34 protein-coding genes and 1 pseudogene are annotated in these 24,195 nt (G+C 52.8%); 29 read left to right on the top strand and 6 right to left on the bottom strand.

Annotation, left to right across the window (positions count from 1 at the left end):
- The first annotated feature begins 41 nt into the window (after nt 1–41).
- The 29 genes and pseudogenes from fusA (at nt 42) to GT409_RS01765 (ending at nt 17,877) form a co-directional block, all read left to right on the top strand.
- Entirely contained in the window at nt 42–2,168 is a 2,127-nt protein-coding gene (gene fusA / locus GT409_RS01905) for an elongation factor G (RefSeq protein WP_269844966.1), read from the top strand.
- A gap of 9 nt (nt 2,169–2,177) precedes the next feature.
- On the top strand, nt 2,178–2,486 hold the full coding sequence (gene rpsJ, locus GT409_RS01900) for a 30S ribosomal protein S10 (protein WP_160626400.1): 309 nt from the start codon (nt 2,178–2,180) through the stop codon (nt 2,484–2,486).
- 8 nt (nt 2,487–2,494) lie between these two features.
- Nucleotides 2,495–3,127, top strand: coding sequence for a 50S ribosomal protein L3 (gene rplC / locus GT409_RS01895; protein WP_160626398.1), 633 nt, complete (start codon nt 2,495–2,497; stop codon nt 3,125–3,127).
- A 15-nt stretch (nt 3,128–3,142) separates the two neighbouring features.
- The gene (gene rplD, locus GT409_RS01890) at nt 3,143–3,766 is read left to right on the top strand and encodes a 50S ribosomal protein L4 (RefSeq protein WP_160626396.1); all 624 of its coding nucleotides are present in this window, start codon (nt 3,143–3,145) and stop codon (nt 3,764–3,766) included.
- 14 nt (nt 3,767–3,780) lie between these two features.
- On the top strand, nt 3,781–4,065 hold the full coding sequence (rplW, locus tag GT409_RS01885; protein ID WP_160626394.1) for a 50S ribosomal protein L23: 285 nt from the start codon (nt 3,781–3,783) through the stop codon (nt 4,063–4,065).
- 12 nt (nt 4,066–4,077) lie between these two features.
- A complete protein-coding gene (rplB, locus tag GT409_RS01880) occupies nt 4,078–4,908 on the top strand; it encodes a 50S ribosomal protein L2 (protein ID WP_160626392.1) in 831 nt (276 codons plus the stop codon).
- A 3-nt stretch (nt 4,909–4,911) separates the two neighbouring features.
- Complete coding sequence (gene rpsS, locus GT409_RS01875; protein WP_160626390.1) at nt 4,912–5,190, top strand: 30S ribosomal protein S19; 279 nt, start codon at nt 4,912–4,914, stop codon at nt 5,188–5,190.
- Between the two features lie 96 nt (nt 5,191–5,286).
- The gene (rplV, locus tag GT409_RS01870) at nt 5,287–5,622 is read left to right on the top strand and encodes a 50S ribosomal protein L22 (protein ID WP_160626388.1); all 336 of its coding nucleotides are present in this window, start codon (nt 5,287–5,289) and stop codon (nt 5,620–5,622) included.
- A gap of 14 nt (nt 5,623–5,636) precedes the next feature.
- On the top strand, nt 5,637–6,272 hold the full coding sequence (gene rpsC / locus GT409_RS01865) for a 30S ribosomal protein S3 (protein ID WP_160626386.1): 636 nt from the start codon (nt 5,637–5,639) through the stop codon (nt 6,270–6,272).
- 15 nt (nt 6,273–6,287) lie between these two features.
- The gene (gene rplP, locus GT409_RS01860) at nt 6,288–6,701 is read left to right on the top strand and encodes a 50S ribosomal protein L16 (RefSeq protein ID WP_160626384.1); all 414 of its coding nucleotides are present in this window, start codon (nt 6,288–6,290) and stop codon (nt 6,699–6,701) included.
- A gap of 25 nt (nt 6,702–6,726) precedes the next feature.
- Nucleotides 6,727–6,927, top strand: a complete 201-nt coding sequence (gene rpmC, locus GT409_RS01855; protein ID WP_160626382.1) for a 50S ribosomal protein L29 — start codon at nt 6,727–6,729, stop codon at nt 6,925–6,927.
- Nucleotides 6,928–6,930: 3 nt separating this feature from the next.
- Complete coding sequence (gene rpsQ, locus GT409_RS01850; protein ID WP_160626381.1) at nt 6,931–7,182, top strand: 30S ribosomal protein S17; 252 nt, start codon at nt 6,931–6,933, stop codon at nt 7,180–7,182.
- Nucleotides 7,183–7,194: 12 nt separating this feature from the next.
- Nucleotides 7,195–7,560 (top strand): 50S ribosomal protein L14, encoded by a 366-nt coding sequence (gene rplN, locus GT409_RS01845; protein WP_160626379.1) that lies wholly within the window; start codon nt 7,195–7,197, stop codon nt 7,558–7,560.
- Nucleotides 7,561–7,577: 17 nt separating this feature from the next.
- Nucleotides 7,578–7,799, top strand: a pseudogene (gene rplX / locus GT409_RS01840) (50S ribosomal protein L24); the annotation flags it as partial.
- Nucleotides 7,800–7,854: 55 nt separating this feature from the next.
- Entirely contained in the window at nt 7,855–8,400 is a 546-nt protein-coding gene (rplE, locus tag GT409_RS01835; RefSeq protein ID WP_160626376.1) for a 50S ribosomal protein L5, read from the top strand.
- Nucleotides 8,400–8,798 (top strand): 30S ribosomal protein S8, encoded by a 399-nt coding sequence (gene rpsH, locus GT409_RS01830; RefSeq protein WP_160626374.1) that lies wholly within the window; start codon nt 8,400–8,402, stop codon nt 8,796–8,798. Before rplE ends, rpsH begins: the two co-directional genes overlap by 1 nt.
- A 21-nt stretch (nt 8,799–8,819) precedes the next feature.
- Nucleotides 8,820–9,359 (top strand): 50S ribosomal protein L6, encoded by a 540-nt coding sequence (gene rplF, locus GT409_RS01825; protein ID WP_160626372.1) that lies wholly within the window; start codon nt 8,820–8,822, stop codon nt 9,357–9,359.
- A 2-nt stretch (nt 9,360–9,361) separates the two neighbouring features.
- Nucleotides 9,362–9,703 carry a 50S ribosomal protein L18 gene (gene rplR, locus GT409_RS01820; protein WP_160626371.1) on the top strand — a complete coding sequence of 114 codons (342 nt, stop codon included), beginning with the start codon at nt 9,362–9,364 and terminating at the stop codon, nt 9,701–9,703.
- Between the two features lie 17 nt (nt 9,704–9,720).
- Nucleotides 9,721–10,224 (top strand): 30S ribosomal protein S5, encoded by a 504-nt coding sequence (rpsE, locus tag GT409_RS01815; RefSeq protein WP_160626369.1) that lies wholly within the window; start codon nt 9,721–9,723, stop codon nt 10,222–10,224.
- A gap of 16 nt (nt 10,225–10,240) precedes the next feature.
- Complete coding sequence (rplO, locus tag GT409_RS01810; RefSeq protein WP_160626367.1) at nt 10,241–10,681, top strand: 50S ribosomal protein L15; 441 nt, start codon at nt 10,241–10,243, stop codon at nt 10,679–10,681.
- 33 nt (nt 10,682–10,714) lie between these two features.
- The gene (secY, locus tag GT409_RS01805) at nt 10,715–12,067 is read left to right on the top strand and encodes a preprotein translocase subunit SecY (protein WP_160626365.1); all 1,353 of its coding nucleotides are present in this window, start codon (nt 10,715–10,717) and stop codon (nt 12,065–12,067) included.
- On the top strand, nt 12,067–12,714 hold the full coding sequence (locus tag GT409_RS01800) for an adenylate kinase (RefSeq protein ID WP_160626363.1): 648 nt from the start codon (nt 12,067–12,069) through the stop codon (nt 12,712–12,714). The genes secY and GT409_RS01800 overlap by 1 nt, the downstream gene beginning before the upstream one ends.
- A gap of 10 nt (nt 12,715–12,724) precedes the next feature.
- The gene (gene map, locus GT409_RS01795) at nt 12,725–13,471 is read left to right on the top strand and encodes a type I methionyl aminopeptidase (protein WP_160626361.1); all 747 of its coding nucleotides are present in this window, start codon (nt 12,725–12,727) and stop codon (nt 13,469–13,471) included.
- Nucleotides 13,472–13,550: 79 nt separating this feature from the next.
- Nucleotides 13,551–14,057: a crossover junction endodeoxyribonuclease RuvC gene (gene ruvC, locus GT409_RS01790; RefSeq protein ID WP_160626359.1), complete on the top strand. Its 507-nt coding sequence runs from the start codon at nt 13,551–13,553 to the stop codon at nt 14,055–14,057.
- 43 nt (nt 14,058–14,100) lie between these two features.
- Nucleotides 14,101–14,565, top strand: coding sequence for an acetyl-CoA carboxylase biotin carboxyl carrier protein (accB, locus tag GT409_RS01785; RefSeq protein ID WP_160626357.1), 465 nt, complete (start codon nt 14,101–14,103; stop codon nt 14,563–14,565).
- 32 nt (nt 14,566–14,597) lie between these two features.
- Nucleotides 14,598–15,956 (top strand): acetyl-CoA carboxylase biotin carboxylase subunit, encoded by a 1,359-nt coding sequence (gene accC / locus GT409_RS01780; RefSeq protein ID WP_160626355.1) that lies wholly within the window; start codon nt 14,598–14,600, stop codon nt 15,954–15,956.
- A 22-nt stretch (nt 15,957–15,978) separates the two neighbouring features.
- Nucleotides 15,979–16,410: an Asp23/Gls24 family envelope stress response protein gene (locus GT409_RS01775; protein ID WP_160626353.1), complete on the top strand. Its 432-nt coding sequence runs from the start codon at nt 15,979–15,981 to the stop codon at nt 16,408–16,410.
- Nucleotides 16,411–16,412: 2 nt separating this feature from the next.
- Entirely contained in the window at nt 16,413–16,952 is a 540-nt protein-coding gene (gene amaP / locus GT409_RS01770; RefSeq protein WP_160626351.1) for an alkaline shock response membrane anchor protein AmaP, read from the top strand.
- Between the two features lie 4 nt (nt 16,953–16,956).
- The gene (locus tag GT409_RS01765) at nt 16,957–17,877 is read left to right on the top strand and encodes a PfkB family carbohydrate kinase (RefSeq protein ID WP_160626348.1); all 921 of its coding nucleotides are present in this window, start codon (nt 16,957–16,959) and stop codon (nt 17,875–17,877) included.
- A gap of 19 nt (nt 17,878–17,896) precedes the next feature.
- Here GT409_RS01765 and GT409_RS01760 read toward each other — a convergent pair whose 3' ends face one another.
- From GT409_RS01760 to GT409_RS01735, 6 genes are read right to left on the bottom strand one after another with little or no spacing between them, the layout of a single operon-like run.
- The gene (locus GT409_RS01760) at nt 17,897–18,565 is read right to left on the bottom strand and encodes a response regulator (RefSeq protein WP_160626346.1); all 669 of its coding nucleotides are present in this window, start codon (nt 18,563–18,565) and stop codon (nt 17,897–17,899) included.
- The gene (locus GT409_RS01755) at nt 18,558–19,712 is read right to left on the bottom strand and encodes an alkaline phosphatase family protein (protein ID WP_160626344.1); all 1,155 of its coding nucleotides are present in this window, start codon (nt 19,710–19,712) and stop codon (nt 18,558–18,560) included. Before GT409_RS01755 ends, GT409_RS01760 begins: the two co-directional genes overlap by 8 nt.
- Nucleotides 19,709–20,818: a hypothetical protein gene (locus GT409_RS01750; protein ID WP_160626342.1), complete on the bottom strand. Its 1,110-nt coding sequence runs from the start codon at nt 20,816–20,818 to the stop codon at nt 19,709–19,711. Before GT409_RS01750 ends, GT409_RS01755 begins: the two co-directional genes overlap by 4 nt.
- On the bottom strand, nt 20,811–21,650 hold the full coding sequence (locus GT409_RS01745) for a glycosyltransferase family 2 protein (RefSeq protein WP_160626340.1): 840 nt from the start codon (nt 21,648–21,650) through the stop codon (nt 20,811–20,813). Before GT409_RS01745 ends, GT409_RS01750 begins: the two co-directional genes overlap by 8 nt.
- A complete protein-coding gene (locus GT409_RS01740) occupies nt 21,647–22,774 on the bottom strand; it encodes a glycosyltransferase family 4 protein (protein WP_160626338.1) in 1,128 nt (375 codons plus the stop codon). The genes GT409_RS01745 and GT409_RS01740 overlap by 4 nt, the downstream gene beginning before the upstream one ends.
- A gap of 50 nt (nt 22,775–22,824) precedes the next feature.
- Nucleotides 22,825–24,192 carry a UDP-glucose 6-dehydrogenase gene (locus GT409_RS01735; RefSeq protein WP_160626336.1) on the bottom strand — a complete coding sequence of 456 codons (1,368 nt, stop codon included), beginning with the start codon at nt 24,190–24,192 and terminating at the stop codon, nt 22,825–22,827.
- Between the last annotated feature and the right edge of the window lie 3 nt (nt 24,193–24,195).

Genomic DNA, 24,195 nt, shown 5'->3' with positions numbered 1-24,195 from the left:
TCCCACCCCCTTGTTCTTTGAGAGTTAAAATGAGTGTTGTTGTGAGTAAAGACGGAAAAAAATGTAGCGGCGTTGCGCCTTCCCAGAGGGAAGATGCGTCACGTGGTCGCGCGCTTTCGTCGATTCGCAACATCGGCATTGTCGCTCATATCGATGCGGGTAAAACCACGACGACCGAGCGGATTCTCTATTATACAGGGCGGGTTTATAAAATCGGCGAAGTGCATGAAGGCACCGCCGTCATGGACTGGATGGAACAGGAGCAGGAGCGCGGAATCACTATTACTTCCGCCGCAACCACCTGTTTCTGGCGCGATCGCCAGATCAACATCATTGACACTCCCGGACATGTGGACTTTACCGTGGAGGTGGAACGATCCCTTCGTGTGCTGGACGGCGCCGTAGGGGTTTTCTGCGGAGTGGGAGGCGTACAGCCTCAGTCCGAAACCGTCTGGCGTCAGGCCAAAAAATATAATGTTCCCTGCCTCGCCTTCATCAACAAGATGGACCGTATGGGAGCTAATTTTGATGCGGTCGTTCAGCAGATGCGCGAAAAACTGGCCGCTCCTGCTGTGCCGGTGCAGCTGCCGATCGGCGCCGCAGAGACTTTCAGCGGGATAATAGACCTCGTTCATATGAAGGCCTATACCTTCAGTGAAGAAACCCTCGGCAGCGATGTTGTCGAAATCCCGGTTCCCGAAGAACTGGCATCCAAAGCAGAGGAAATGCGCGCCGCTCTGGTTGAGAAGGCTGCCGAATCCGATGAAACACTGCTGGAAGCCTATCTTGAAAATTCTGATGTTTCAGCCGATCTGCTGGTTCCGGCAATCCGCAGTGCCGCAATTTCCGGAGACATGGTTCCCGTGCTCTGCGGGTCTTCATTGAAAAACAAAGGAGTTCAGCCTTTGCTTGATGCGGTGGTTGATTATCTGCCGTCTCCGGTCGATATTCCGGCCGTGAAAGGGATTCATCCGAAGACCGAGGCGGAAGAAACCCGCGAAGCCAGCGACTTTGAGCCGCTCAGCGGGCTGGCCTTTAAGATGGCCACCGATTCATTTGTCGGAAAACTCGTTTTTGTACGCATTTATTCCGGCAAGCTCGAAAAGCGCCAGAATGTATTCAATCCGCGTACCCGCAAGCGCGAGAAGATCGGTCGTCTGCTGCGCCTGCATGCCAACAGCCGCGAGGATGTGGAGGTTCTTTTCTCCGGTGAAATCGGAGCAATTGCAGGGCTGAAACAGTTTACGACCGGGGATACGCTGTGTGTTGAAAACTCTCCGATTGTGCTGGAGAGCATTGAGTTTCCAGAACCGGTTATCGCCATGGCGATTGAGCCGAAAACCCAGGCCGACCGTGATTCCCTGACTGCCGCCCTCCAGTCCATGATGGATGAAGATCCTACTTTCCGTGTGACGACGAACGAGGACACCGGGCAGACGATTGTTAACGGTATGGGTGAACTTCACCTTGAGATCATCAAAGACCGCATTCTGCGCGAATTCAAAGTGCGGGCCAATGCCGGTAAACCGGTGGTAGCTTATCGCGAAAGTGCTCAAAAGGTTGGAACCGGCACGTTTACCTTTGAGCGTGAGATCGGTGGCCGCGGTCATTTCGCAAAGCTGGTGATTGAGGTGAGCCCGCGTCAGCGCGGCGAGGGCAACCAGATTGATTTAAGTGTTTCCAATGAAGTGATTCCGGCGGAGTTCCATCTGCCGATCAGGCAGGGCATCTCTGATGCACTGATGACCGGCGTGCTGGGAAATTATCCGCTGGTGGATATCCACGTGAATGTAACCGGAGGCGAAGCCCATCCGGTGGATTCATCAGAGATGGCGTTTCGCACGGCGGCGGTTATGGCGCTGCGCGAAGCGGTCGGCGAGTCTTCCCCGACGTTGCTCGAGCCGATCATGAAGTTGGAAATTATCGTCCCGGAGGAACATCTGGGGGATGTCATGAACGATTTAAACGGTCGTCGCGGACGGATTCGCGAGATCGAGGCCCGCGATGCGGTTCAGATAGTGCATGTAGATGTGCCCTTGGCAGAAATGTTCGGCTATGCTACAACCTTGCGCTCTCTGACCAAAGGACGGGCCAGTTACACGATGGAGCCGCAAAGCTTTGAGGCGGTCCCTGATTCAATGCAGGAGACTATTTTAAACCGCTACTAGAGAAGAGTTATGAATAATCAACGCATACGTATACGTTTGAAATCTTTTGACCACCGCGTCCTCGACGCTTCGTCGAAAGATATTGTCGAAACCGCCAAACGCACGGGCGCCCGTGTGGCCGGACCGATTCCGATGCCGACCCGTATCGAACGGTTCACGGTCAACCGCTCGCCGTTCGTAAATAAGAAATCCATGGAACAGTTTGAGATCCGCACGCACAAGCGTCTGCTGGATATTATTGACCCGACCATCAAAACGGTGGACGAGCTGAAAAAGCTCAACCTCCCGGCGGGTGTGGACATCACCATTAAAATCTGAGTGGCATCATGAAAAGTTTAATTGGAAAAAAGTTGGGAATGACCCAGATCTTCAATGACGAAGGGCAGCGAGTGCCTGTTACTGTGATTGAAGCCGGGCCGTGCAGTGTGGTTCAGCGCAAGACGCAGGAGACCGACGGTTACGAAGCTGTTCAGATCGGTTTCAGCGAGCAGAAGGAGCACCGCGTGAACAAGTCGCTTCTCGGTCACTTCAAAAAAGCCGGTGTTGCACCGACGCGTGAGCTGGCTGAAGTGATTGTCAGCGCTGAGGATGAAACCAAAGCCGGCGACATGCTGACCGCAGGAGTTTTCGAAGAGGTTCAGTTTGTCGATGTGATCGGTAAGACCAAAGGTAAAGGTTTTCAGGGGGTTGTTCGTCGTCACGGATTCGCTGGAGGTCGTGCCTCCCACGGTGGCAAAAGCACCCTGCGTGTTCCGGGTTCGATCGGACAGTGCGAATTTCCGGCCCGCGTTTTCAAAGGCAAAAAAATGGCCGGACAGATGGGCAACACAAACATTACGGTTCAGAACCTGAAAGTGATTCAGGTTCGTCCGGAAGAAAATCTGGTTCTGGTTAAAGGGGCAGTGCCCGGCGCAAACGGCAGTACGGTGGTACTGCGCGAAGCGCTCAAAAAGAAATAATCTGAGAGGACGAACATGAGTACGCTGGCACTTAAAGATTGTAAGGGAAAGACGCTGGGCGAAGTCGCGTTGAGCGACAGTTTCGCTGTAAGCGATAAAGGATCGCAGGCGGTCTTTCAGTCGGTTATCAATTATCAGGCCCATCAGCATCAGGGTTCTGCAAACACGCAGGGCAAAGGAGCTGTTGCCGGATCCGGTAAGAAACCATGGAAACAGAAAGGCATGGGCCGCGCCCGCGCCGGTTACCGTCAGTCGCCTGTATGGCGCGGTGGTGCTGTTGCCTGGGGACCGCATCCGCACAAAGTCCGCAAAAAGATGCCTCGAAAAGTGGCACGACTTGCTTTTGCCCGCGCTTTCGGCGAACGCGCTGCAGATGGTGGAGTGACGGTTCTGGACGATCTGAAACTGGAGACTCCGAAAACCAAAGAGATCACCTCGCTGCTGAAAAGCCTTGAGGTGCAGGGCAAAGCGCTGCTGGTTATCAGCGAGTTCGATGAGAATATTTGCTTGGCCGCCCGCAACCGGCAGGATGTAGAGGTTGTCTGTGCTGAGACCTTGAACACCTGGCAGGTCGTTCGCTATCCGCAGATCCTCATCACCAAGGCTGCGATGGAAAAACTCGAAAAACGCGTGGCCTAAAGAGGAGTTTAAAAATGAAAGATATTTATCAGGTAATTGACAGAGCGTTGCTGACGGAAAAAGGCACCCGCCTTGCTGAAGAGGAAAACAAGTACCTCTTCCGAGTGAATCCGTCCGCAAACAAGCTGGAAATTAAAGAAGCAGTTGAGCAGCTCTTCAAGGTGAAAGTGGTTTCTGTGAACACCATGAACCGCCAGGGCAAAAAGAAGCGTCAGCGCACTGCCAGTTCCGGCAAAACCGCTGATTGGAAGCGCGCGGTTGTTACGCTCGCCGAAGGCAACACGATCGATTTTGTGTAAGGAGTTTGAACCATGGCACTTAAAAAATATAAACCGACAACGCCCAGTCGCCGTCATATGACGACCTCCGCGTTCGATGAAATTACAACCAAAAACACTCCGGAGCGTTCCCTGCTCCGTTCGAAGAAAAGCACGGGCGGACGCAACAGTTCCGGTCGTTTGACCACTCGCCACAAAGGGGGAGGACATAAACGTCGCTACCGTGTGATTGATTTTAAACGCAACAAGTTCGGGATTCCGGCCAAAGTGGCAACGATCGAATACGATCCGAACCGTTCGGCCCGTATCGCGCTGTTGCATTATGCAGATGGTGAAAAACGCTACATCATTGCTCCGGCCGGTCTGGAAGTCGGATCAACCCTGTTTTCCGGTCCCGGTTCTGAACCGGTTCTCGGCAATGCTCTGCCGCTGGCCGAAATTCCTTTGGGAATGACGGTTCACAATATTGAGCTCGAGCCGGGCTGCGGTGCGCAGATTGCGCGTTCCGCCGGAACCGGTGCTCAGCTGATGAGCCGTGAAGCCGGTCTTGCCAACTTGAAGATGCCGTCCGGTGAGATTCGTCGCATTCGCACGCAGTGCATGGCGACGATCGGTCGTGTTGGCAACGTGGATCATGAAAATATCGTCAGCGGTAAAGCCGGTCGCAAGCGCTGGCTGGGTGTTCGCCCGACCGTTCGCGGTGTGGCGATGAACCCGGTTGACCATCCGATGGGTGGTGGTGAAGGCCGCACCTCCGGTGGTGGTCATCCGACCTCCCCGTGGGGCACGCTCGCCAAAGGCAAACGCACCCGCAAGAACAAGAAAGCATCCAGCCAGTTCATTGTTGAACGGAGAAAGAAGTAAGTTATGGCACGTTCACTTAAAAAAGGTCCTTTTGTTGACGCAAAGCTGTTGAAAAAAGTGGAACAGATGGATGCGTCTGGAAGAAAACAACCGATCAAAACATGGGCGCGCGCTTCCATGATTGCGCCGGATTTTGTCGGGCACACCTTTATGGTGCATAACGGCAAAGTGTTTGTTTCGGTTTTTGTAACGGAAAACATGGTCGGCCATCGTTTGGGCGAATTTGCTCCGACGCGCGCCTTCAGAACGCACGGAATTGCGACTGACAAGACCATGCGGTAAACATTTTTGATAGAAGTACTGGATTTGAAAAAAGAATGACGTATAGTTTCCGCCTTTGCGCAGAAAAAGGCGGTCGCTAAATCGAGAGAAAGACAAATGGAAGTTTCAGCTACAACGAAATATGTGCGGATGTCTCCGCTGAAAGCCCGTGGAGTCGCAGCTGCGATCAAAGGGCTCTCGGTTGCGGATGCTCTCCGCATTACCGAGTTTAATGCGAAGAAGTCTGCCGCTCAGATCGGCAAAACCTTGAAGTCCGCTGCGGCCAACGCCGAAGCGAATGAAGGGATCTCCGCAGACAAACTGATTGTAAAAGACGCATATATTGACGGTGGACCGACGCTGAAACGCTTTCGTCCCCGCGCCCGCGGATCGGCAAGTCCTATTCGCAAACGCACGTCTCACGTCACTGTGGTTTTAACCGACCGTAAATAAGAAAGGGAATCGTTTTGGGACAGAAAGTAAATCCTATCGGCCTTCGTGTCGCGGTTAATAAGAACTGGCGTTCCCGCTGGTTTGCCGGCAAGAAGGAGTTCTCCGACCTGCTTCTTGAAGATACCCGTATCCGCGAAGTAGTACAGACCCGCCTCAAAGATGCGGCGCTCTCCAATGTATTCATCGAACGGTACGCAAACCGCGTTCGTGTCACTGTTCGCACGGCCCGTCCGGGTCTGGTGATCGGTCGCAAAGGTGAAGATATTGAACGCCTGCGCGAGCAGTTGGGCCGCCTGACTAAAAAAGAAGTCTATATTGAAATTGATGAGGTGAAAACCCCTGATCTGGACGCAAAACTGGTGGCAGAGAACATTGCTCTGCAGCTGGAGCGTCGTGTTTCCTTCCGCCGCGCCATGAAACGCGCAATTCAGATGGCGATGGATACCGGAGCAGAGGGAATCAAAGTAATGGCTTCCGGCCGTCTGGGGGGCGCTGAGCTGTCCCGTTCCGAAAGCTATAAAGAAGGAAAGATCCCATTGCATACCTTGCGTGCTGACATTGACTACGGTACTGCAACTGCCCGCACCGTGGCCGGTGCGATCGGCATCAAAGTGTGGATTTGCAAGAAGGACGAGAAGGCCGAAGTTTAAGAGGAGTATTGACCAATGCCTTTAATGCCCAAACGAGTTAAATATCGGAAAGTCCAAAAGGGCTCCCGCCGCGGAATGGCTAAAGCCGGAACGACCATTGCGTTCGGCCAGTTCGGTCTGCAGGCTCTGGAGCGCGCCTGGATTACTAACATTCAGATTGAGGCCTGTCGTGTGGCCATCAACCGCAACCTGAAACGTAAAGGAAAACTCTGGATTCGGATTTTCCCTGACAAACCTTACACCAAAAAGCCGCTCGAGGTTCGAATGGGTAAAGGGAAAGGTGGCGTTGAGGGCTGGGTTTCAGTGGTGCGTCCGGGACGGATGCTGTTCGAGCTGGACGGTGTCACTGAGTCACAGGCCCGTGTGGCCATGCGCCTGGCTGCCACGAAACTGCCGATTCGCGTCCGTTTTGTGACCCGCCACGGCTAACCGATTTGAGATTGAGAGCAGTCAAATGAATAAAACAAAGCAACTTAAAGACATGACAACCGCCGAGCTGCAGGCGCAGCTCGATGATGCGAAAAAGGAGCTGTTTAACCTGCGGCTTCAGCAGGTATCTGGACAGCTGGAAAATCCGCTGCAGATCCGCACCGTGCGTCGCACGATCGCTCGCATCAAAACGATCATGAATCAGGCGGCAACCGCCGAGGGGTAAAAGATGGATTCAAGAGGACATCGTAAAGTGCGTGAGGGCCGTGTATGCGGCGCATCCAACAACAAAACCATCGCCGTGCTCATCGAACGCCGTGTTCGGCATCCGTTGCTGGGCAAGGAAATCAAGGTGCAGAAAAAAGTGCACGCTCATGATGAGAACAACGAGGCGCAGGTGGGCAGTGTAGTTCGGATTATGGAAACACGTCCGATCAGCCGTCTGAAACGGTGGCGGCTTGTTGAAATTCTTTCGAAATAAGGCAGGATAACAATGATTCAAGTTCAGAGCAGATTGAATGTGGCGGATAACACAGGTGCGCGCAGCGTTATGTGTATCCGTGTATTGAAAACCAAACGCCGCTATGCCAAGGTCGGCGAAATCATCAAAGTGGCGGTTAAAGAGGCTCAGCCTCACGGCATGGTGAAAGAGGGCGATGTCCTCGAAGCCGTGGTGGTCCGCACTAAAGCTCCAATCCGCCGCAAGGACGGTTCTGTGCTTCGCTTTGACACCAATGCGGCCGTCATTATCGACGCCAACAATAACCCGCGCGGAACCCGTATCTTCGGACCGGTTGCCCGTGAGCTGCGTGACGGCAACTTCATGAAAGTTGTTTCGCTGGCGCCGGAAGTTCTTTAAGATAGGGAGAAATTTTTATGGCACAGAAGATTAAGAAAGGCGACAGCGTTCAGGCGATTGCCGGAGAAGACAAAGGGAATACCGGGAAGGTGCTTCAGGTACTGCCGGAATCCGGTTGTGCTCTGGTTGAAGGACTGAACTTTGTCAAAAAGCACATCAGAAAGACTCAGGATAACCCTCAGGGCGGCGTCATCGAAAAAGAGGCACCGATTCACCTGTCGAACCTGAAAAAAGTAAACTAACAGGAAACAACCAAACCATTTACGAGGAGTTGGCGTTGAAATGACCCCGACAATGAAAACATTATATCGTGAAAAGGTGGTTCCGGAGCTGCAGAAGAAATACAGCTACGCGAACCGCATGCAGATTCCGGCGATTTCCAAAATTGCCATTAACGTCTCCGTAGGGATGCAGTATGACCGTGATGTCTTGACGGCTGTACTGGAGGACCTCGCCAAGATCACCGGGCAGCGTCCGATGATGATCAAAGCGAAACGGAGTGTTTCAAACTTCAAACTGCGCGAAGGCGTTTCGCTTTCCGGAAAGGTTACCCTCCGCGGTGCCCGGATGTATGAGTTCCTGGATCGGCTCATCAACATCGCTCTTCCGCGTATCCGCGACTTCCGCGGCATTCCCGCCGGGTCTTTCGACGGCCGTGGGAACTATTCGCTCGGATTGAAGGAACAGACCATCTTTCCGGAAATTGATCCGGACAAGGTTCGCAAAATCCATGGGATGGATGTGACCTTCGTCACAACTGCTGAAACCAATGAGGAAGCGTTTGAACTGCTTCGCCTCATGGGTATGCCCTTCGAACAGAAAAATAAAGGTGACCAGTAATGAATTTGAGCGATCCCATTTCTGATATGCTGACCCGTATCCGCAACGCCAATATGGCCGGACACGACACGGTTCAGATTCCACATTCCAAGATGAAAAGCGAAATCGCCCGCATTCTGAAAGAAGAAGGCTACATCAAGGAATTCACCACTGAGAACATCGACGGCAAAGCCACGCTGGTGCTGTTTCTGAAATATATTGAGGATCAGAAGCCGGTTATTCAGGGTTTGCGCCGTGTCAGTCGCCCGAGCTGCCGCCACTATGTCGGCGCCGGAGACGTGCCGCGCGTGCTGGGCGGAATCGGTACCGCGATTCTGAGCACCTCGTCCGGTATTCTCTGCGATACGGATGCTCGCCGGAAACATATCGGCGGTGAAGTGCTTTGTTACATTTGGTAATTTTGAAACGAGGAACGAACGATGTCTAGAATAGGAAAAACACCCATCGCGATCCCCTCCGGAGTGGAGGTTAAGGTTGCCGGGTCGACTGTAACGGTTAAAGGACCGAAAGGCGAAAATGCCTGGGACCTGCCGGCCGTCATCACAGCGACTGTCGAAGACAATCAGGTGATCGTTGCACGGTCTGCGGAAACCAAACAGGCCCGCGCGCTGCATGGAACCATCCGCAGTGTGATCAGCAATATGATCATTGGTGTGAACGAAGGCTATGTGAAAGAGCTGGAAATCAGCGGGGTTGGTTACAAAGCCGTCATGCAGGGGACAACCTGTGTGCTCTCCCTCGGATTTTCCCATGAAATCAAGTATGAGATCCCTGCAGGAATCACCGTTGAAGTAAACGGTCCGGGAACCGAGGTGAAAGTTTCCGGGTGCGACAAAGCCCTGGTTGGACAGGTCGCCGCCCGCATCCGTCTCTTCTCGCCCGCTGAGCCCTATAAAGGCAAAGGTGTTAAGTACAAAGGCGAACAGATCCGCCGCAAAGAAGGTAAGGCAGTGGCTTAATCATGAAGGTCAAAAACACAACAGATTATCGGAAGCGCAGACACCTTCGTTTGCGGAACAAAGTACATGGAACCGCCGAACGTCCGCGTATGGCAGTTCACATCTCCAACCGTTACATCTACGTCCAGGTGATCGACGACGATGCACAGAAAACGCTGTGCTCCGTATCTTCGCTGGGAGGAAAGTGTACGGTCGAAACAGCCAAAGAGCTCGGAACCAAAGCGGCCGAAGCCGCCAAGGCCAAAGAGATCACTCAGGTGGTTTTCGATCGTGGCGGCTTTACTTTCGGTTCGCGCATGCGTGCGCTGGCTGACAGTGCCCGTGAAGCCGGCCTCAATCTTTAAAATCAGGAGCGCCCGACGTGAGAGAAAAATTCGACAAAAAGAACGATAAAAGAGAAGAAAAGAAGCCCGAGTTCGAAGAGCGCGTGGTTCACATCAACCGCAACTCCAAGGTGGTTAAAGGTGGACGTCGTTTCAGCTTTGGTGCATTGGTTGTGGTTGGCGACGGTAAGGGCCGCGTTGGTTGCGGTCTCGGCAAGGCCAATGAGGTGACCGATGCCATTCGCAAAGGGGGAGAATCTGCCAAACGTACGCTGATGCCGGTCACAATGAAAGGCACCACCATTCCGCATGAGGCGATCGGTGAATTCGGCGGCGCACAGGTTCTGCTGCGTCCGGCTTCTGAAGGTACCGGTGTAATCGCCGGTGGATCCTGTCGTGCTGTGCTTGAGCTGGCTGGAGTACGTGATGTGCTTGCGAAATCGCTCGGCAGCAACAACAAATTGAATGTAACCAAGGCGACGATGGCTGCTCTCGAATCCCTGCGCACACGGGAAGAGGCGCTGGCTGTTCGCGGTAAATAAGTAAGAGGTTATAGAAATGGATTTGCATACACTTAAACCGGCTGAAGGATCTACGCACCGCAAATTGCGTGTAGGTCGTGGTCGTGCTTCCGGAAAAGGGAAAACCAGTGCTCGCGGTCAGAAGGGACAGATGTCCCGCTCAGGCTCAACGCACAAGCCGCTCTTTGAAGGGGGCCAGATGCCCATGGCTCGCCGCATTCCGATCCGCGGCTTCAAGAATATCAATCGCAAAGAGTTTGCTCCGGTTAATCTGGCTGCCCTCGATAAATTCGATGACGGCGCAGAAATCACGGAAGCAGTACTGCGTGAAGCCGGTCTGGTCAAAGGCCGTTTTGACGGGGTGAAAATTCTCGGGAACGGAGAGCTCACCAAAAAAGTTTCGGTCAAGGCTTCTGCGTTCAGCGCAGCGGCTAAAGAAAAGATCGAAGCCGCCGGTGGTTCCTGCGAGACCGTTTAACAGAATCATTTAATCTACCAGCGGGGTTACACGATGCTTTCCGCCTTCGTAAACAGTTTTAAAATTGAGGAACTGCGCCAGCGCATTCTCTTTACATTCGGAATTATATTTCTTTGCCGTGTTTTGGCAAAAATTCCGATTGCCGGTGTTGATTATGGAATGATCACCCGGACGATTGAAGAGGCTGCTTCCGGAGCCAATGGAGTCGGTTTCTTTGATATGTTTAACCTGTTTAGCGGTGGGGCCGTGCAAAACTGTGCGGTTGGTGCGCTGGGTATTATGCCATATATCAGCGCATCAATTATCATTCAGCTGATGACTGCTGTGGTCCCTGCGCTGGAAAAACTGGCTCGCGAAGGCGAATCCGGACGCGCAAAGATCACTCAGTACACCCGCTACCTGACGGTTGTCCTCTGCGCCTTTCAGTCGTTTGTTCTGGCTAAGGCGCTGATGACCAATGGATTGGGATTCTTTGATCCGGCGATCGTTCAGATTCCCGGAATCGGATTCCTGTTGCTGACCACGATGACAATGGTTACCGGTACGTTGCTGATGATGTGGCTTGGAGAGCAGATCACAGAGCGTGGGATAGGAAACGGTATTTCCATGATCATTACCGTTAATATCATCAGCCGTCTTCCGGCTGCTGTGGGCGCTATGATCAGCATGTTTAAACCGGTAGACGGTGCTGTGCGCTATTCGCCCTTTATGGCGGTTACCATGGGCATCATGATTCTGGTCGTGATTGCCGGTGTTGTTGCCGTGACCCAGTCTCAGCAGAGAGTTCCTGTGCAGTATGCCAAACGTGTGGTCGGGCACAAGGTTTACGGCGGACAGCACACCTATATGCCGCTGCGTGTCAACTACGCCGGAGTTATGCCGATTATCTTTGCGCAGGCCATTCTTATGTTCCCTTCCAAGATTTTCAGCATGCTGCCTTGGGAAGGTGCCAAGCAGATTGGCGCAGCCCTGAGCTATGGAACGTGGCAGTATATGACCCTGTTCGGCGTAATGATTCTCTTCTTTTCTTACTTCTGGGTTGCCACTCAGTTCAACCCGGTACAGATCGGTGATGACCTGAAAAAACACGGCGGTTACATTCCCGGTATTCGTCCTGGGAAACCGACGGCTGAGTTTCTGGACCGGACGATGACCCGCATTACTCTTGCCGGCGCGATCTTCCTGACCGTGATTGCGGTTCTGCCCTCTGTTATTTCCAAACGGTTTGGGATTCCCTTTACGGTTGCTCAGTTTTTCGGCGGAACGAGTCTGCTGATTATGGTTGGTGTTATGCTTGATACCATGCGCCAGATTGAATCGCATCTGTTGATGCGTCACTACGACGGCTTCCTTAAGAAAGGAAAGCTGAAGTCCGGAAGAAGATAATGGAAGCCATCGTCCTGCTTGGCGGTCCCGGTGCCGGGAAAGGCACGCTGGCCGAAACGCTGAAGAAACACACTCCGTACATTCATGTTTCCACGGGGGACATGCTCCGGGCCGCTGTTCGTTCCGGAAGTCCGATTGGTTTGGAAGTCAAAGCCTGTATGGATAATGGGCAGCTGGCGTCCGATGATTTGATTCTGGAACTCATTAAGGAACGCATCAGTCAGGAGCCTGTTGATGCAAAATTTATGTTCGACGGATTCCCTCGTACGATTGAACAGGCGAAAGGTCTTCAGACCCTGTTTTCGGGAATTAATGGAACCGTAACACATGTTCTCAACTTGGTCGTTGATCCGGATGCACTGGTGCAGCGCCTGTGCGGCCGGCGGACCTGTAAAACCTGCGGGGCAATCTTCCATGTGGTTAACATGCCTCCCAAAGAAGAGGGCATCTGCGACCTGGACGGCGGTGAACTTTATCAGCGCGCCGATGACAACGAAGAAACTGTCATGAACCGGCTTGAGGTCTATAAAACGCAGACCGCTCCTTTGATCGATTTTTATACAGAATCAGGCCTTCTGCATAATGTTGATGCAGGAAATCCCCCTGAAACAACTGCCCAGCTGTCGCTTGAGGCGCTGAACGCTTGAGGAACCAATCATGATTGTCATCAAAACCGCCTCTGAAATTGAAGCCATGCGGCGGGTCAATCAAATGACAGGCCGTCTTCGGACTGCTTTGGCAGCAATGGTTGAACCCGGACTTCCCACCATTGAACTGGGCAATTTCGCCAAAAAGATGATTCGTGAAATGGGCGGGGTCAGTGCTTTTTATGGCTATCACGGTTATCCGGGCCAAATCTGTGTTTCCGTTAATGAAGAAGTGGTTCATGGAATTCCCGGCCGCCGGGTGATTCACGAGGGCGATATCGTCAGTATTGATACCGGCATTACGTACGAAGGATTTATCGGCGATACAGCAGTAACCGTTGCCGCCGGCAAAATTTCCGACGAAAACAAGAGATTGCTGGAAGTCACCCAGGCCGCACTTGATGCAGGAATTGCCAAAGCGGTTGAAGGCAATCGGCTCGGCGACATTTCATTTGCGATTCAGCGGACCGTTGAAGAAGCCGGATTTTCAGTCGTACGCGAGTTTGTCGGTCACGGGATCGGCCGTGATATGCACGAAGATCCGCAGATCCCAAACTTTGGCAAACCGGGCCGCGGTCCGGTCTTGAAAGCCGGGATGACGCTTGCCATTGAACCGATGGTCAATATCGGAGGCCCGAAAGTCAAAGTGCTGGACGATAACTGGACCGCGGTTACCAAAGACGGCTCCAATTCCGCACACTTTGAACATACTGTTGCGGTCGGGAAAACCGCCCCCGACATTCTTACCCTCGTCTAAACGATCTTTTACATACAGCGTTTCCAAAGGTTGGAACATTTGTTTCCAATGTTTGGAAAAAGTTCTGTAAAGTTCACCTATGGAAAAAATCCGGATTTTAGGCATCGATACTTCCCTGCGTTCCTCGGGCGTCGCGGTCATCGAAGTGCAGGGGCAGCAGCTCCGGGCGCTGGCCTATGGACGGATTCACAATAAACCCGCAATGGCACACAGCGCCTGCCTGGCCGAAATCCATCGCCAGGTCGATTCGCTGATTACGGAGTTTGAACCCGACGAAGCCGCCATTGAGGGAGCTTTTTTCGCAAAAAACGCTAAAACAGCCATGATCCTGGGCCAGGCGCGCGGTTCGGTGCTCGCCTGCTGTTCGCTGCGGACGCTGCCGGTTTTCGAGTATTCGCCCCGGTCGGTGAAACAGGCAGTGGTTGGCGTCGGTGCAGCCCGCAAAGAACAGGTGGCTAAAATGGTGATGCGCCTGCTGGGCCTGAAGGAACAGCCGCAGGAAGATGCCGCGGATGCGCTGGCCATTGCGGTGACGCATGCCCATCAACGAGGGCTGCCCGAGACCTTGCGTTCAAAAGCTGTTTAATGGTAGCTTCCGCTTTCGCAACAACAATAAGGAGATATGCCTGATGGAACTCAAAGATATCAAAAAAGTCGTTCAGATGATGAAAGAGAACGATCTGACTGAATTTCTGCTCGAAGACGAATCCTGCACCCTGCAAATGAAACGGGGCTCCGATAACGCTCCTCAGGTCATTGCTGCCCCTCAGATGGTTGCCGCTCCGTCCGTCGCTCCGGCTCCTGCTGTTTCAGCTCCGGCTGCCGAGGCGGCTCCCGCTGCTGCCGACGAAGGTCTGGTGGAAATTACATCTCCGATGGTTGGAACATTCTATACGGCCCCATCTCCTGATGCTGATGCATTTGTCGCAGTGGGTGCGGAAGTGACCGCGGACACGGTGGTTTGCATTGTGGAAGCAATGAAGGTGATGAATGAGATCAAAGCAGATGTAAAAGGAACTATTAAAAAGATTTTGGTCGATAATGCCAGCCCGGTGCAGTTCGGCCAGCCTCTGTTCCTTGTCGACCCGGCGTAAGGGACGTTCCTGAATTTAACCAAGGTCTGTTTATGTTCGAAAAAATACTGATTGCCAACCGGGGTGAAATTGCTCTGCGGATCATTCGCGCCTGCAAGGAGATGGGAATCCGGTCGGTTGCGGTTTACTCTGAGGCAGATGCCGAGTCCCTGCATGTGGAAATGGCTGATGAAGCCGTGTGCATCGGTCCCGCTTCTTCTGCTCAAAGTTATCTCAAGGTGTCCAATATCATCAGCGCGGCCGAGGTCACCGACGTGGATGCCATTCATCCCGGATACGGTTTTTTGGCGGAAAATGCGCATTTCGCGGAAATCTGTGAGAGCTGCAACATCACCTTTATCGGACCGTCTCCGGATCTGATCCGGAACATGGGCGATAAAGCGATTGCCCGCGATACAATGAAAGCCGCGGGGGTTCCGATTACTCCCGGTAGCGAAGGCATTCTGAGAGATAAGGATGAGGCTCTCGAGCTGGCCCGCAGCATGGGATATCCCGTGCTGATCAAAGCGGTGGCCGGTGGCGGCGGAAAAGGAATGCGCGTGGCGCATAACGATGTCAGTCTCGCGCAGGGGTTCATGATGGCTCAGAACGAAGCGGAAAGTGCTTTCGGCAACCCGGACTGCTTCATGGAAAAATACATTGAGTCGGCTCGTCATGTGGAAGTGCAGATTATTGGCGATAAACACGGCAATGTGGTGCATCTCGGTGAGCGCGATTGCTCCATCCAGCGTCGTCACCAGAAGCTGGTGGAAGAGTCCCCGTGTCCGACACTGACCGATGAGCAGCGTGAAGAGCTCGGTGCCATTGCTGTGCGGGCTGCCAAAGCGGTGAATTACAACAGTGCCGGAACGATCGAATTTCTCTACGATGAAAAGGAACAGAAGTTCTATTTCATGGAAATGAATACTCGTATCCAGGTGGAGCATACCGTCAGTGAGGAAGTGACCGACATCGATCTGATGAAAGAACAGATTCGTGTTGCTGCGGGTGAAAAACTTGCATTTACGCAGGATGAAGTCAGCGTTCATCACCATGCCATTGAATTCCGTGTCAATGCGGAAGATCCCTATAAGAACTTCACGCCGTCTCCGGGGAATGTGGAAGCGGTCCATTTTCCGGGTGGCCCTGGAATCCGCGTGGATTCCCATGTGTACAGTGGCTATACCATTTCTCCTTATTACGACAGCATGATTGCCAAGATCATTGCTCGCGGAGCAACCCGAGAAGAGGCGTTGAATCGGCTGCATCGTGCACTGGAGGAGTTTGAAATCAGCGGGCCGAACACCAGTGTGCCGCTGGGAGAAGCCTTGCTGCAGGATGAGCGGTTCCGTAAAGGGGAATATAATACGGCTTTTCTCGAAAAGTTTATGCATGATAAGTTTTGTCGTTGAACGATAGGAAGGAGACATTGCCATGAGTGACAAGGAAAACAAAACCACACTGCCGCCTGGACAGAATTATCCGGTTCCGGAAGCCAAGCAGGATGATGCAGGGCTCGGATCCGTTCGTATTCATAACAATGTGATCTCAGTGATTGCCCATGAAGCTGCCGATCGGGTTCCCGGTGTGGTTGAGCTGTCCGGAACGCTGGTGGACGGACTGGCTGATATCATCGGCAAAAAACCCAGGGATCGCGGCATTCGTGTTGCTGTGGAGTCTGAAAACACCATCACAGTCGAACTGACGGTTGTGTTGGAATACGGCGTAAATATTCCTGAAACATGCGGCAAACTTCAGGCCGAAGTTCGTCAGGCAGTGGAAGATATGACAGGAAAGGTTGTGCAGGCGGTGAATGTGTCGGTGCAGGGGTTGCGCCGGACAGAGGCCGGAACGGCGGAGGGCTGAGCATGAAAAAGCTTTTGCACGCACTTGCCGGAGCGCTCATTTTTTTGACCCCGCTGGTCTGGAGCGCTCTGCTGGTTTACGGAAACGGTTTCAATACCGGTTTCCGTGACTTTATCTTCAGCACCATGACCGACAGCCCGTTTGTGGGAGTGGTATTCGGACTGATCCTGATTCTGCTGGTGCTGGTCTATCTGGGAACCTTTGGACGGCCCCGCTCGCGCAAGCGCTATATTTCATTCGAATCAGAAAGCGGATCTGTTTCCATCAGCATTAATGCCGTGCGTGATTTTGTGCGCAAAATCGGTGATGAGTTCGGTTCTGTTGTAAGCATGGACCCGAAAATCCATTCGGAAAAAAATATGCTCTGCATCGATCTGGATGTGAAGATTCAGACCGGCAGCCGGCTTCCCGAGTTGTCTGAAAAACTTCAGGGGCGCGTGCGTGAGAGCATTCGTGATGGCCTGGGAATTGTGGATGTGCGTGAAATCAAAGTGAAAGTTCAGGAAATAGTCGGAGCGCCTCCGGCATCTCCAATTGATTAAGTCTATGAATAACTCCAGCGCTCCCGAATTGGTGATTGTCGGCTCGATCGGCATCGACACGATTGAAACCCCGCGTGAAAAACGGGAGGAAATCCTCGGCGGTTCAGTCAGTTATGCCTGTGCCGCCGGTTCTTTTTTTGTGAAAACCGGTATGGTTGGTGTGGTTGGAACCGACTTCCCCAAGGAATGCCGTGAGCTGTGGGAAGGAATGGGAATCGACCTTTCCGGCCTGCAGACCGAAGAGGGGAAAACCTTCCGCTGGTCCGGGGTTTATGAAAAAAACATGGATAATCGCCGGACACTGTTCACGGAGCTGAATGTATTTGAGCATTTTTCTCCGGAGCTGCCGGAGGCATATCGCGATGCTCCGTATCTTTTTCTGGCCAACATTCACCCGGCATTGCAGCTGCACGTTCTGGAGCAACTGCACTCTCCGAAGTTTGTGCTGATTGATACTATGGATCTTTGGATCAACATTGCCCGGGATGAGCTGATTCAGGTGGTTGGTAAATGCGATATGCTGACTCTCAACGAATCGGAGGCCCGACTCTTTACCGGAAAAGACTGCCTGAATGAGGCATCTGCCGAGCTTCTGAAAATGGGCCCGGAATTTGTGCTGATCAAAAAAGGAGAAAGCGGCAGTATCCTTTTCTCTGCCGAGGGATCCTTTTCTATTCCGGCTTATCAACTTGATGACTTTAAGGATCCGACCGGAGCGGGCGACACGTTTGCCGGCGGCCTGATGGGAGCTCTGGCGGAATCGGGAAAAACCGATGCCGCCGCCATTCAGCAGGCAATGGCTTATGGGACCGTTACGGCATCCTTCGGTGTGGAAGAGTTCAGCCTTGAACGACTGGCAGAGCTGAACCGGATGCAGATTGATGAACGCTGTGCTTCGTTCCGTTCCGCCTGCCTGGACTGCTGATTTTACAGATTTTTGGAAATCAGTTGAACAGATGGCTGTTGTGCAGGATGTCGATTCCGAGGTAGCTTTTCACAAAGTAGAGGATCAGCATGATGCAGATTCCGACGCTCAGGGCGATAACGCCTAGCGCCAGCAGCAGGGCCAGTACATTTCCAAACAGCGGCGCCCCATAGCGGAAAGACTGCTGGGCAATCACCCGCAAGCGATACAGCCAGTAAGGGGCTGCCGTGCTGTAGAGCTGTTTATCGATGTCTTTCTGGTCGATCTGAATCTGTTGCTGAAGGTCTTCGATATCATATTGTCGGATTGCTTCGCGTACAGCGGACAGAATGTCTGTCGGCGATGCCGGCTTTTTGATGAAGCGGAATACCTGGCCATGGTTGATGGCTTTAATAAACTGTTCGGTTTCAAGAGCGGCGCTGAACAGAACGCTTTTAATGCGAGCATTTCGCTGGCGCAGGGCAATCAGGAAATCAAGTCCGGTTTGGCCGGGAAGAACATGATCGCAGAGAATGGCTTTGACATTCCGTCCGCGAAGGACCTCAACCGCCTCTTCTGCTGATCCTGCCTGATATAACGTGTAATCATTTTGCAGAACGCGGTAGAGAACCTTCAGCATGAATGCGTCATCATCGACAATCAGAACGGCGTCTTTTTCTTTTGATCTGGGGGCGGATTGATTACTCACTTAGGCCAAGCTCCTTCCGCATTAGATGATAGATTTTATGAATTTTTGTCAAGTCTTCGGGTAAAGACCGGTTTGCGGCAATGGCGGCGGCGGAGTCGGCATCCGACGGATGATACCCATGCATGCCTTTGATCTGTTTGACACCCATGAAGCTCGGAACAATCTGAATGCCGGAGTTAATCAGGAAAACGAGCTCTCCATACATGCCGTCTTCAAAGAAAGTACCCTGTTCTTTCAGTTCATTTTCGGGGAGGATCCTTCCTTTAGAATGGTTGGTTAATGCATCTGTGATTTTTTCTCTGGCAGTTTTGTTGAGAAACCAGAAACGGGCCATGGTGGAGTCGTAGAATGCAACATAATCTTTATTCCAGCGCAGGCCCGTCGCTTGGATGTCCGCAATCAGGTTGTATCCTTCCGTGATGTCATGCATCCCGTGATCTGTGAAAACATACCACGCTACTTCTTCATAGTGCTCTTCCGCAGTCTGAATCAGTTGTTCGAGTTGTTTGTCATACCAATGGATCAGTTCGGACACTTTAGGGTCCTGTGTGCCGACCGCGTGCATCAAAGCGTCGAGCTTTCCCAGTGAACAATAAGCGAAATCGATCCGTTGTGCTGTAATGTCCGCCGTAAGGCGGGCGAGCTTGGTTTCGTCGTTGACTGCGCTGTCATGAACGTAATGCGGGATTCCCCGGCGGTGCAGTTCATCAAAAATCGTTTCGCCGCGCAGCAGACCGTTCGGTTCCCAGATCCGTTTTTTCTCCGCATAATTAAACAGCGGCAGATATTTGAACGGAACTCCGTAGAGCTGAAAGTAGCCGGTGAACCCCTGAGCCTTTTTAATCCATTTACTCAGATAATGGCGAACCCGTCCGCGGCGGAAAACGGCATCGGGAAGGATGGCCAGTGCCTTGGTCCATTTGAATGGAGACCCCTTGGGATCGTAATAAAATGAGGACCACATGAGGTGGTCCTGCGGCAGACGGCCGGAAATAATCGATGGGTCACAGGCGGATGAATATCCAAGAATGGTATCGAGTTTTTTTTGATCGACAGTTCGGTCTTTAAGGAAAAAAGGGTGGCGCTTGCGCACTTCCCAGCCGAATGCGTCGATAAACAAAAACAGGCTCAGCTTTTTCTTCTTCATGAAAACCTTTGCTGGAGATCGACAAAATCGTCGCAGAGTCCTTCAAACGTCTGCTGCCGGGAGCCCAGCAGCCACCGGACATCTGCTGGATCGGCCGTGTCATCCAGCAGCAGTGCGATGGCAGGATAAAGTCGAATGCGCGGGTGAATGAGCGGGTGAGGCAACGCGTAAAGGCCGAGTGTGCGCAGATTATGCGCTGCATTTTTCAGCGGGGACCCTTCGTTTCCAAGGTTCGGAAAAGCGTGGGCGTACTTGGAGACGGTTCGGAACTTATGGTTCAGCGAGCGTTGCTCGTACCAAAGGAAGAAATCCAGAAAGCGCCGCACTGTTTCGGTCATCCATAAGTGAATGTTTGCCGTTTCGTATGGGCGAAAATTCCCGTTTTCTTTGAAGTTTACGGCCTCAAGATAGGCGTCGACAAGGCCCTCTGAATCATCAATTCCGTGAAGGTCAATAGACCTGATCCGTTCTTTTTTGACCGAATACGAAATGTCGTAGGCATTGCGCATCAGCAGGGCGCAGTCCCCGAATGCCAGATTGGCTTTGAAAATAAACTTACTGAAACGCAGCCGTTCTTCCGTGGTCAGCGGCTGTCCTGTAGACAGTCGACGTTTAATGTCCAGCAGCAGTTTCCCGCGGTTCATCAGCAGACGGGTTCCTTCTGAAAGCGGAATGGCGTCATGCGGATAATCCGGCATACGGTCGAGGATTTTTTCGTCGCCCCGAATGACACGATGGCCGTATTTCATTTCATAGTTGAGCAATGAAAATTCGCATTTCGGAAGATTTTTTTTGAGATAGGGATAGAGATCCACCGGAAGTCCGAGCTGCGCTGTCAGTCGTTTTTCCAAATGCCTGAGTGCCCCGCGGACCAGGGAGTCGGATCGGGTTGTCACCACGACCAGATCGTAGTCATTGAACGGCTTTTCTTCGCTGTTTTTGACGGTAAGCGGTGTGCCTTCTCCGCGCCCGTAACCGCCGAGCAGGACCAATGCCTTCCAGTGTTTGGAATACGAAGACGTCCAGACTTCATCTGCGATCTGTTTCATGTGCTGATCGATCAGTGCATCGAATGCTGGAGATCCTTTAACTGAATATTTACCCACGAGAACCTTCTTTCAATCCTTGATAAAGCCCGGTGTGAATGACCGCTCGGTAAGCGATGTTATACGGGATGGTGTCGATCCGACCTTTGCGAAGTGCGTAGAGAAAATCACGCGCCCATTCCTTGCAGAGTTCCAATGTTTGGAAAAACAGGTTCGCCCGCCGCCCGTACTCGCGGGCGAACGTTACTCCATGCCGGAATTTTTTGCGGTAGAGACCTTTCAGCGTGTAGTTGTGTGAATGTTCCACCACGGAATCGGCCACCAGTTTAAAGTGGGCACCTTTGGCTCGGCAGGCTCTGGCCCAGGCTACGTCTTCTGCGTAGCCTTCTTCCGGAAATCGGGTTTCTTCCCACAGCTGTCGTCGAAAAGCACAGGTGACCGCGGAGAAAAAATCAGCATTATCGCCTTTGATATTTTTCGGGTCATAGGCGCGCAGGTAATCGTAGGTGACGATGAATTTTGCATCAGGGCGGGTGCGCTGTGAGCACATGGCGGCATCTGCTTCGCCGTCAAAGATCGGTTGCAGAAGTTTTGCGAGCGCATCGTCGCTTTGAAAAATGGAATCGGCATTCTGCAACACAATGATGTCTTCCGAGGTGCGGGCGATCATGTCGTTGAGCACTATCCCCGGAATGTATTCTTCCGGCGGGATCTGAACCATCTGTGTTTTGGGAACTTCTTTCTGCAGTTCTTCGAGCGAACCATCGGTTGATCCGGAATCGACAGCCCACAGATTAATATCCTTGAAGGTCTGGCTGTGCAGACTCTGCAGTGCCGGCGGAACGTGCGGCATTTCGTCTTTGGAGCGCATAATAACAGCAGCTTGGCTCATGATGCGGCCTTTTCGTAAATTTCGAGGGTCTTTTGCGCCGCCTTGTTCCAATCGAACTGTTGGGCATAAGCGAGGCCGGCGGTGCGCTGTTCGTCGCTCCATCCGTCGGAGAGAACTTTTTCCAAACATTGGAAAATGGAGTCGATGCTGAGCGGGTCAAATTTAGGAACGACGTCTCCGGCGATTTCGCTCATCGACGAGGTGTCCGAGCAGATCACCGGCGCACCGCAGGCGAGCGCTTCGACGATCGGGAAGCCGAAGCCTTCGAAAAGCGACGGGAACGCCATCAGGTCGCAGGCGCTGTAAAAAGCGGGAAGGTCGGCCAGCGGCACGAAGCCTGGGAAAATAATGTCGTGGTGGACCGGACTGGTGGCGGCTCGCTGCCGAATGACATCGGCTCCGTTCCAGTCGGCCCCCGGCAGGACCAGCTTGTGGGCGCTGTCGGTATCGGCTTTATAGCGTTCGAAAGCCTCAATCAGCCGAACGTGGTTTTTTGCCGGGTGTTCGAGGCGGGAGAGGTAAATGATGAATGGCGCGTCGATACTGTAGGTTTCGGCGAGTTTTGCACGTGCGGCCTCTTTTTCCAAAGGTTGGAAAATCGCGTGGTTGATGCCGGAGTAGATGACGGTCACTTTGTCTTCCGGTACGCCGACCAGCTCGACAATGTCTTTTTTTGAATAATGGCTGACTGTGATAATCTCGTCCGCATTGCGAATCTGGGCCGGAACGATACGGCGGTTGTAGAACATGCGTGCCGCGTCGTATTTTGCATCCATCGTCAGTGTGGCGACATCGTGAACGGTGGCGACGACCGGGCAGCGCTTCATGAGCGGAATGCGGCGGTAGCTCGGAACATGCAGCAGATCAAATCTTTTTCCAAGGATTGGAAGAATGCAGTTGTGCCACGCGATGTTGGCCACAGGGTTGGCAATCAGACCGGGGTAGAGTGATTTCTGGAAGTTCGGCGCAGTCAGCTCAATCAGGTCTGTTTCCCGGGCCGGCAGCATAATGTCATAGCGGTTCGTCCGGTCTGTCTCCTGAAGGGTTCGAATCAGTTCCCGAATATAGGATGCCACGCCCGAGCGGCCGCCCTGCATCACAAATGCTGAAAACCCGATATTCATAGAGTCGGAATTTTAGCAGTTGGATTCGTGCAGGAAAACCTTGTTCCGCTTTAAATGTGTTTCAACGGAGCTTTTCCGATGGAGTACACGTTGTAGCCGATGCCGAACAGTTCCTGATGATCCAGATGGTTGCGGCCGTCAAACAGGAAAGCCGGCTGGGCCATGCGGTCGAAAATTTTCTGGTAGTCGAGCTCTTTGTACTCTTTCCATTCGGTCAGCAGGGCAACGGCGTGGGCTCCTTCGGCGGCTTTGTATGGATCCGGTTCAAAAACGACCCGGTCGATGACATCTGCGAGATCCTGTTCCGCATGTTTGAGGGCCTGCGGATCGGTAATGACCACTTCTGCATTTTCTTCCAGGAGCTCCCGGGTAATCAGAATGGCCGGACTTTCGCGTGTGTCGCCTGTGTCTGCTTTGAAGGCGAACCCGAACAGCGCGATGCGCTTTCCTGCAATGGTGTTGAACATTTCTTTCAGCATGCGGTCAACAAAGCGCCGTTCCTGATATTCATTCATCTTGACGACCTGGCGCCAGTATTCAGCGACTTCGTGCAGGCCGTAGCTTTCGCAGAGGTAAACGAGGTTCAGGATGTCTTTCTTGAAGCAAGACCCTCCGAAGCCGACACTGGCTTTCAGGAATTTAGGGCCGATACGGCTGTCGGTGCCGATGGCATAAGCCACCTCGCCGACATCAGCTTCCGTAGCTTCGCACAGGGCTGAGATAGAGTTGATCGAACTGACACGCTGGGCGAGGAATGCATTGGCGGTCAGCTTGGAGAGTTCGCTTGACCAGAGATTTGTCGTGATAATTTTTTCCTGCGGAACCCATGCTGCGTAGACGTCTACCAATGCCTGTACGGCTTTTTTGCCCTCGGGGGTTGAGTGTCCGCCGATCAGGATGCGGTCGGGATTGTCGAGGTCGGCAATCGCTGTGCCTTCGGCCAGAAACTCAGGGTTGGACAGAACATCAAAATGTGCGCCGTTCCTGCCGCTGTTGAGGATCCGTTCCATGGCCGCAGCAGTGCGGACGGGCAGGGTGCTTTTTTCGACTACAATTTTGTCCGAGGTGGCAACCTCAAGGATCTGACGGGCACACTTTTCCCAGTATTGCAGGTCGGCGGCACATCCGGCGCCGTGCCCGAAGGTTTTTGTCGGAGTGTTGACGCTGACGAAGATAATGTCGGCTTCGGCGATGCCTTTCTCGACGTCCGTCGAAAAGAAAAGGTTGCGCCCGCGAGCTTCGTTGACGACTTCGTCAAGGCCGGGTTCATAAATTGGAAGATTGTCGGAGTTCCATGCATCTATGCGCTGCTGATTGATGTCCACGACGGTGACCTGGACGTTCGTGTTCTTTTTGGCGATCATGGCCATGGTCGGACCGCCGACGTAACCGGCTCCAATGCACAGAATCTTTGTCATATA

Origin of the sequence: Tichowtungia aerotolerans (genome assembly GCF_009905215.1) — a bacterium.
Lineage (GTDB): Bacteria > Verrucomicrobiota > Kiritimatiellia > Kiritimatiellales > Tichowtungiaceae > Tichowtungia > Tichowtungia aerotolerans.
This window is presented reverse-complemented; position numbering and strand designations above follow the sequence as displayed.

Excerpts from the sequence above, each read along its gene's own strand:
- rpsJ (WP_160626400.1), top strand. The coding sequence starts at position 2,178 with ATGAATAATCAACGCATACGTATACGTTTGAAATCTTTTGACCACCGC.
- rplC (WP_160626398.1), top strand. The coding sequence starts at position 2,495 with ATGAAAAGTTTAATTGGAAAAAAGTTGGGAATGACCCAGATCTTCAAT.
- rplD (WP_160626396.1), top strand. The coding sequence starts at position 3,143 with ATGAGTACGCTGGCACTTAAAGATTGTAAGGGAAAGACGCTGGGCGAA.
- rplW (WP_160626394.1), top strand. The coding sequence starts at position 3,781 with ATGAAAGATATTTATCAGGTAATTGACAGAGCGTTGCTGACGGAAAAA.
- rplB (WP_160626392.1), top strand. The coding sequence starts at position 4,078 with ATGGCACTTAAAAAATATAAACCGACAACGCCCAGTCGCCGTCATATG.
- rpsS (WP_160626390.1), top strand. The coding sequence starts at position 4,912 with ATGGCACGTTCACTTAAAAAAGGTCCTTTTGTTGACGCAAAGCTGTTG.
- rplV (WP_160626388.1), top strand. The coding sequence starts at position 5,287 with ATGGAAGTTTCAGCTACAACGAAATATGTGCGGATGTCTCCGCTGAAA.
- rplP (WP_160626384.1), top strand. The coding sequence starts at position 6,288 with ATGCCTTTAATGCCCAAACGAGTTAAATATCGGAAAGTCCAAAAGGGC.
- rpmC (WP_160626382.1), top strand. The coding sequence starts at position 6,727 with ATGAATAAAACAAAGCAACTTAAAGACATGACAACCGCCGAGCTGCAG.
- rpsQ (WP_160626381.1), top strand. The coding sequence starts at position 6,931 with ATGGATTCAAGAGGACATCGTAAAGTGCGTGAGGGCCGTGTATGCGGC.
- rplN (WP_160626379.1), top strand. The coding sequence starts at position 7,195 with ATGATTCAAGTTCAGAGCAGATTGAATGTGGCGGATAACACAGGTGCG.
- rplE (WP_160626376.1), top strand. The coding sequence starts at position 7,855 with ATGAAAACATTATATCGTGAAAAGGTGGTTCCGGAGCTGCAGAAGAAA.
- rpsH (WP_160626374.1), top strand. The coding sequence starts at position 8,400 with ATGAATTTGAGCGATCCCATTTCTGATATGCTGACCCGTATCCGCAAC.
- rplF (WP_160626372.1), top strand. The coding sequence starts at position 8,820 with ATGTCTAGAATAGGAAAAACACCCATCGCGATCCCCTCCGGAGTGGAG.
- rplR (WP_160626371.1), top strand. The coding sequence starts at position 9,362 with ATGAAGGTCAAAAACACAACAGATTATCGGAAGCGCAGACACCTTCGT.
- rplO (WP_160626367.1), top strand. The coding sequence starts at position 10,241 with ATGGATTTGCATACACTTAAACCGGCTGAAGGATCTACGCACCGCAAA.
- secY (WP_160626365.1), top strand. The coding sequence starts at position 10,715 with ATGCTTTCCGCCTTCGTAAACAGTTTTAAAATTGAGGAACTGCGCCAG.
- GT409_RS01800 (WP_160626363.1), top strand. The coding sequence starts at position 12,067 with ATGGAAGCCATCGTCCTGCTTGGCGGTCCCGGTGCCGGGAAAGGCACG.
- map (WP_160626361.1), top strand. The coding sequence starts at position 12,725 with ATGATTGTCATCAAAACCGCCTCTGAAATTGAAGCCATGCGGCGGGTC.
- ruvC (WP_160626359.1), top strand. The coding sequence starts at position 13,551 with ATGGAAAAAATCCGGATTTTAGGCATCGATACTTCCCTGCGTTCCTCG.
- accB (WP_160626357.1), top strand. The coding sequence starts at position 14,101 with ATGGAACTCAAAGATATCAAAAAAGTCGTTCAGATGATGAAAGAGAAC.
- accC (WP_160626355.1), top strand. The coding sequence starts at position 14,598 with ATGTTCGAAAAAATACTGATTGCCAACCGGGGTGAAATTGCTCTGCGG.
- GT409_RS01775 (WP_160626353.1), top strand. The coding sequence starts at position 15,979 with ATGAGTGACAAGGAAAACAAAACCACACTGCCGCCTGGACAGAATTAT.
- amaP (WP_160626351.1), top strand. The coding sequence starts at position 16,413 with ATGAAAAAGCTTTTGCACGCACTTGCCGGAGCGCTCATTTTTTTGACC.
- GT409_RS01765 (WP_160626348.1), top strand. The coding sequence starts at position 16,957 with ATGAATAACTCCAGCGCTCCCGAATTGGTGATTGTCGGCTCGATCGGC.
- GT409_RS01755 (WP_160626344.1), bottom strand. The coding sequence starts at position 19,712 with ATGAAGAAGAAAAAGCTGAGCCTGTTTTTGTTTATCGACGCATTCGGC.
- GT409_RS01745 (WP_160626340.1), bottom strand. The coding sequence starts at position 21,650 with ATGAGCCAAGCTGCTGTTATTATGCGCTCCAAAGACGAAATGCCGCAC.
- GT409_RS01740 (WP_160626338.1), bottom strand. The coding sequence starts at position 22,774 with ATGAATATCGGGTTTTCAGCATTTGTGATGCAGGGCGGCCGCTCGGGC.
- GT409_RS01735 (WP_160626336.1), bottom strand. The coding sequence starts at position 24,192 with ATGACAAAGATTCTGTGCATTGGAGCCGGTTACGTCGGCGGTCCGACC.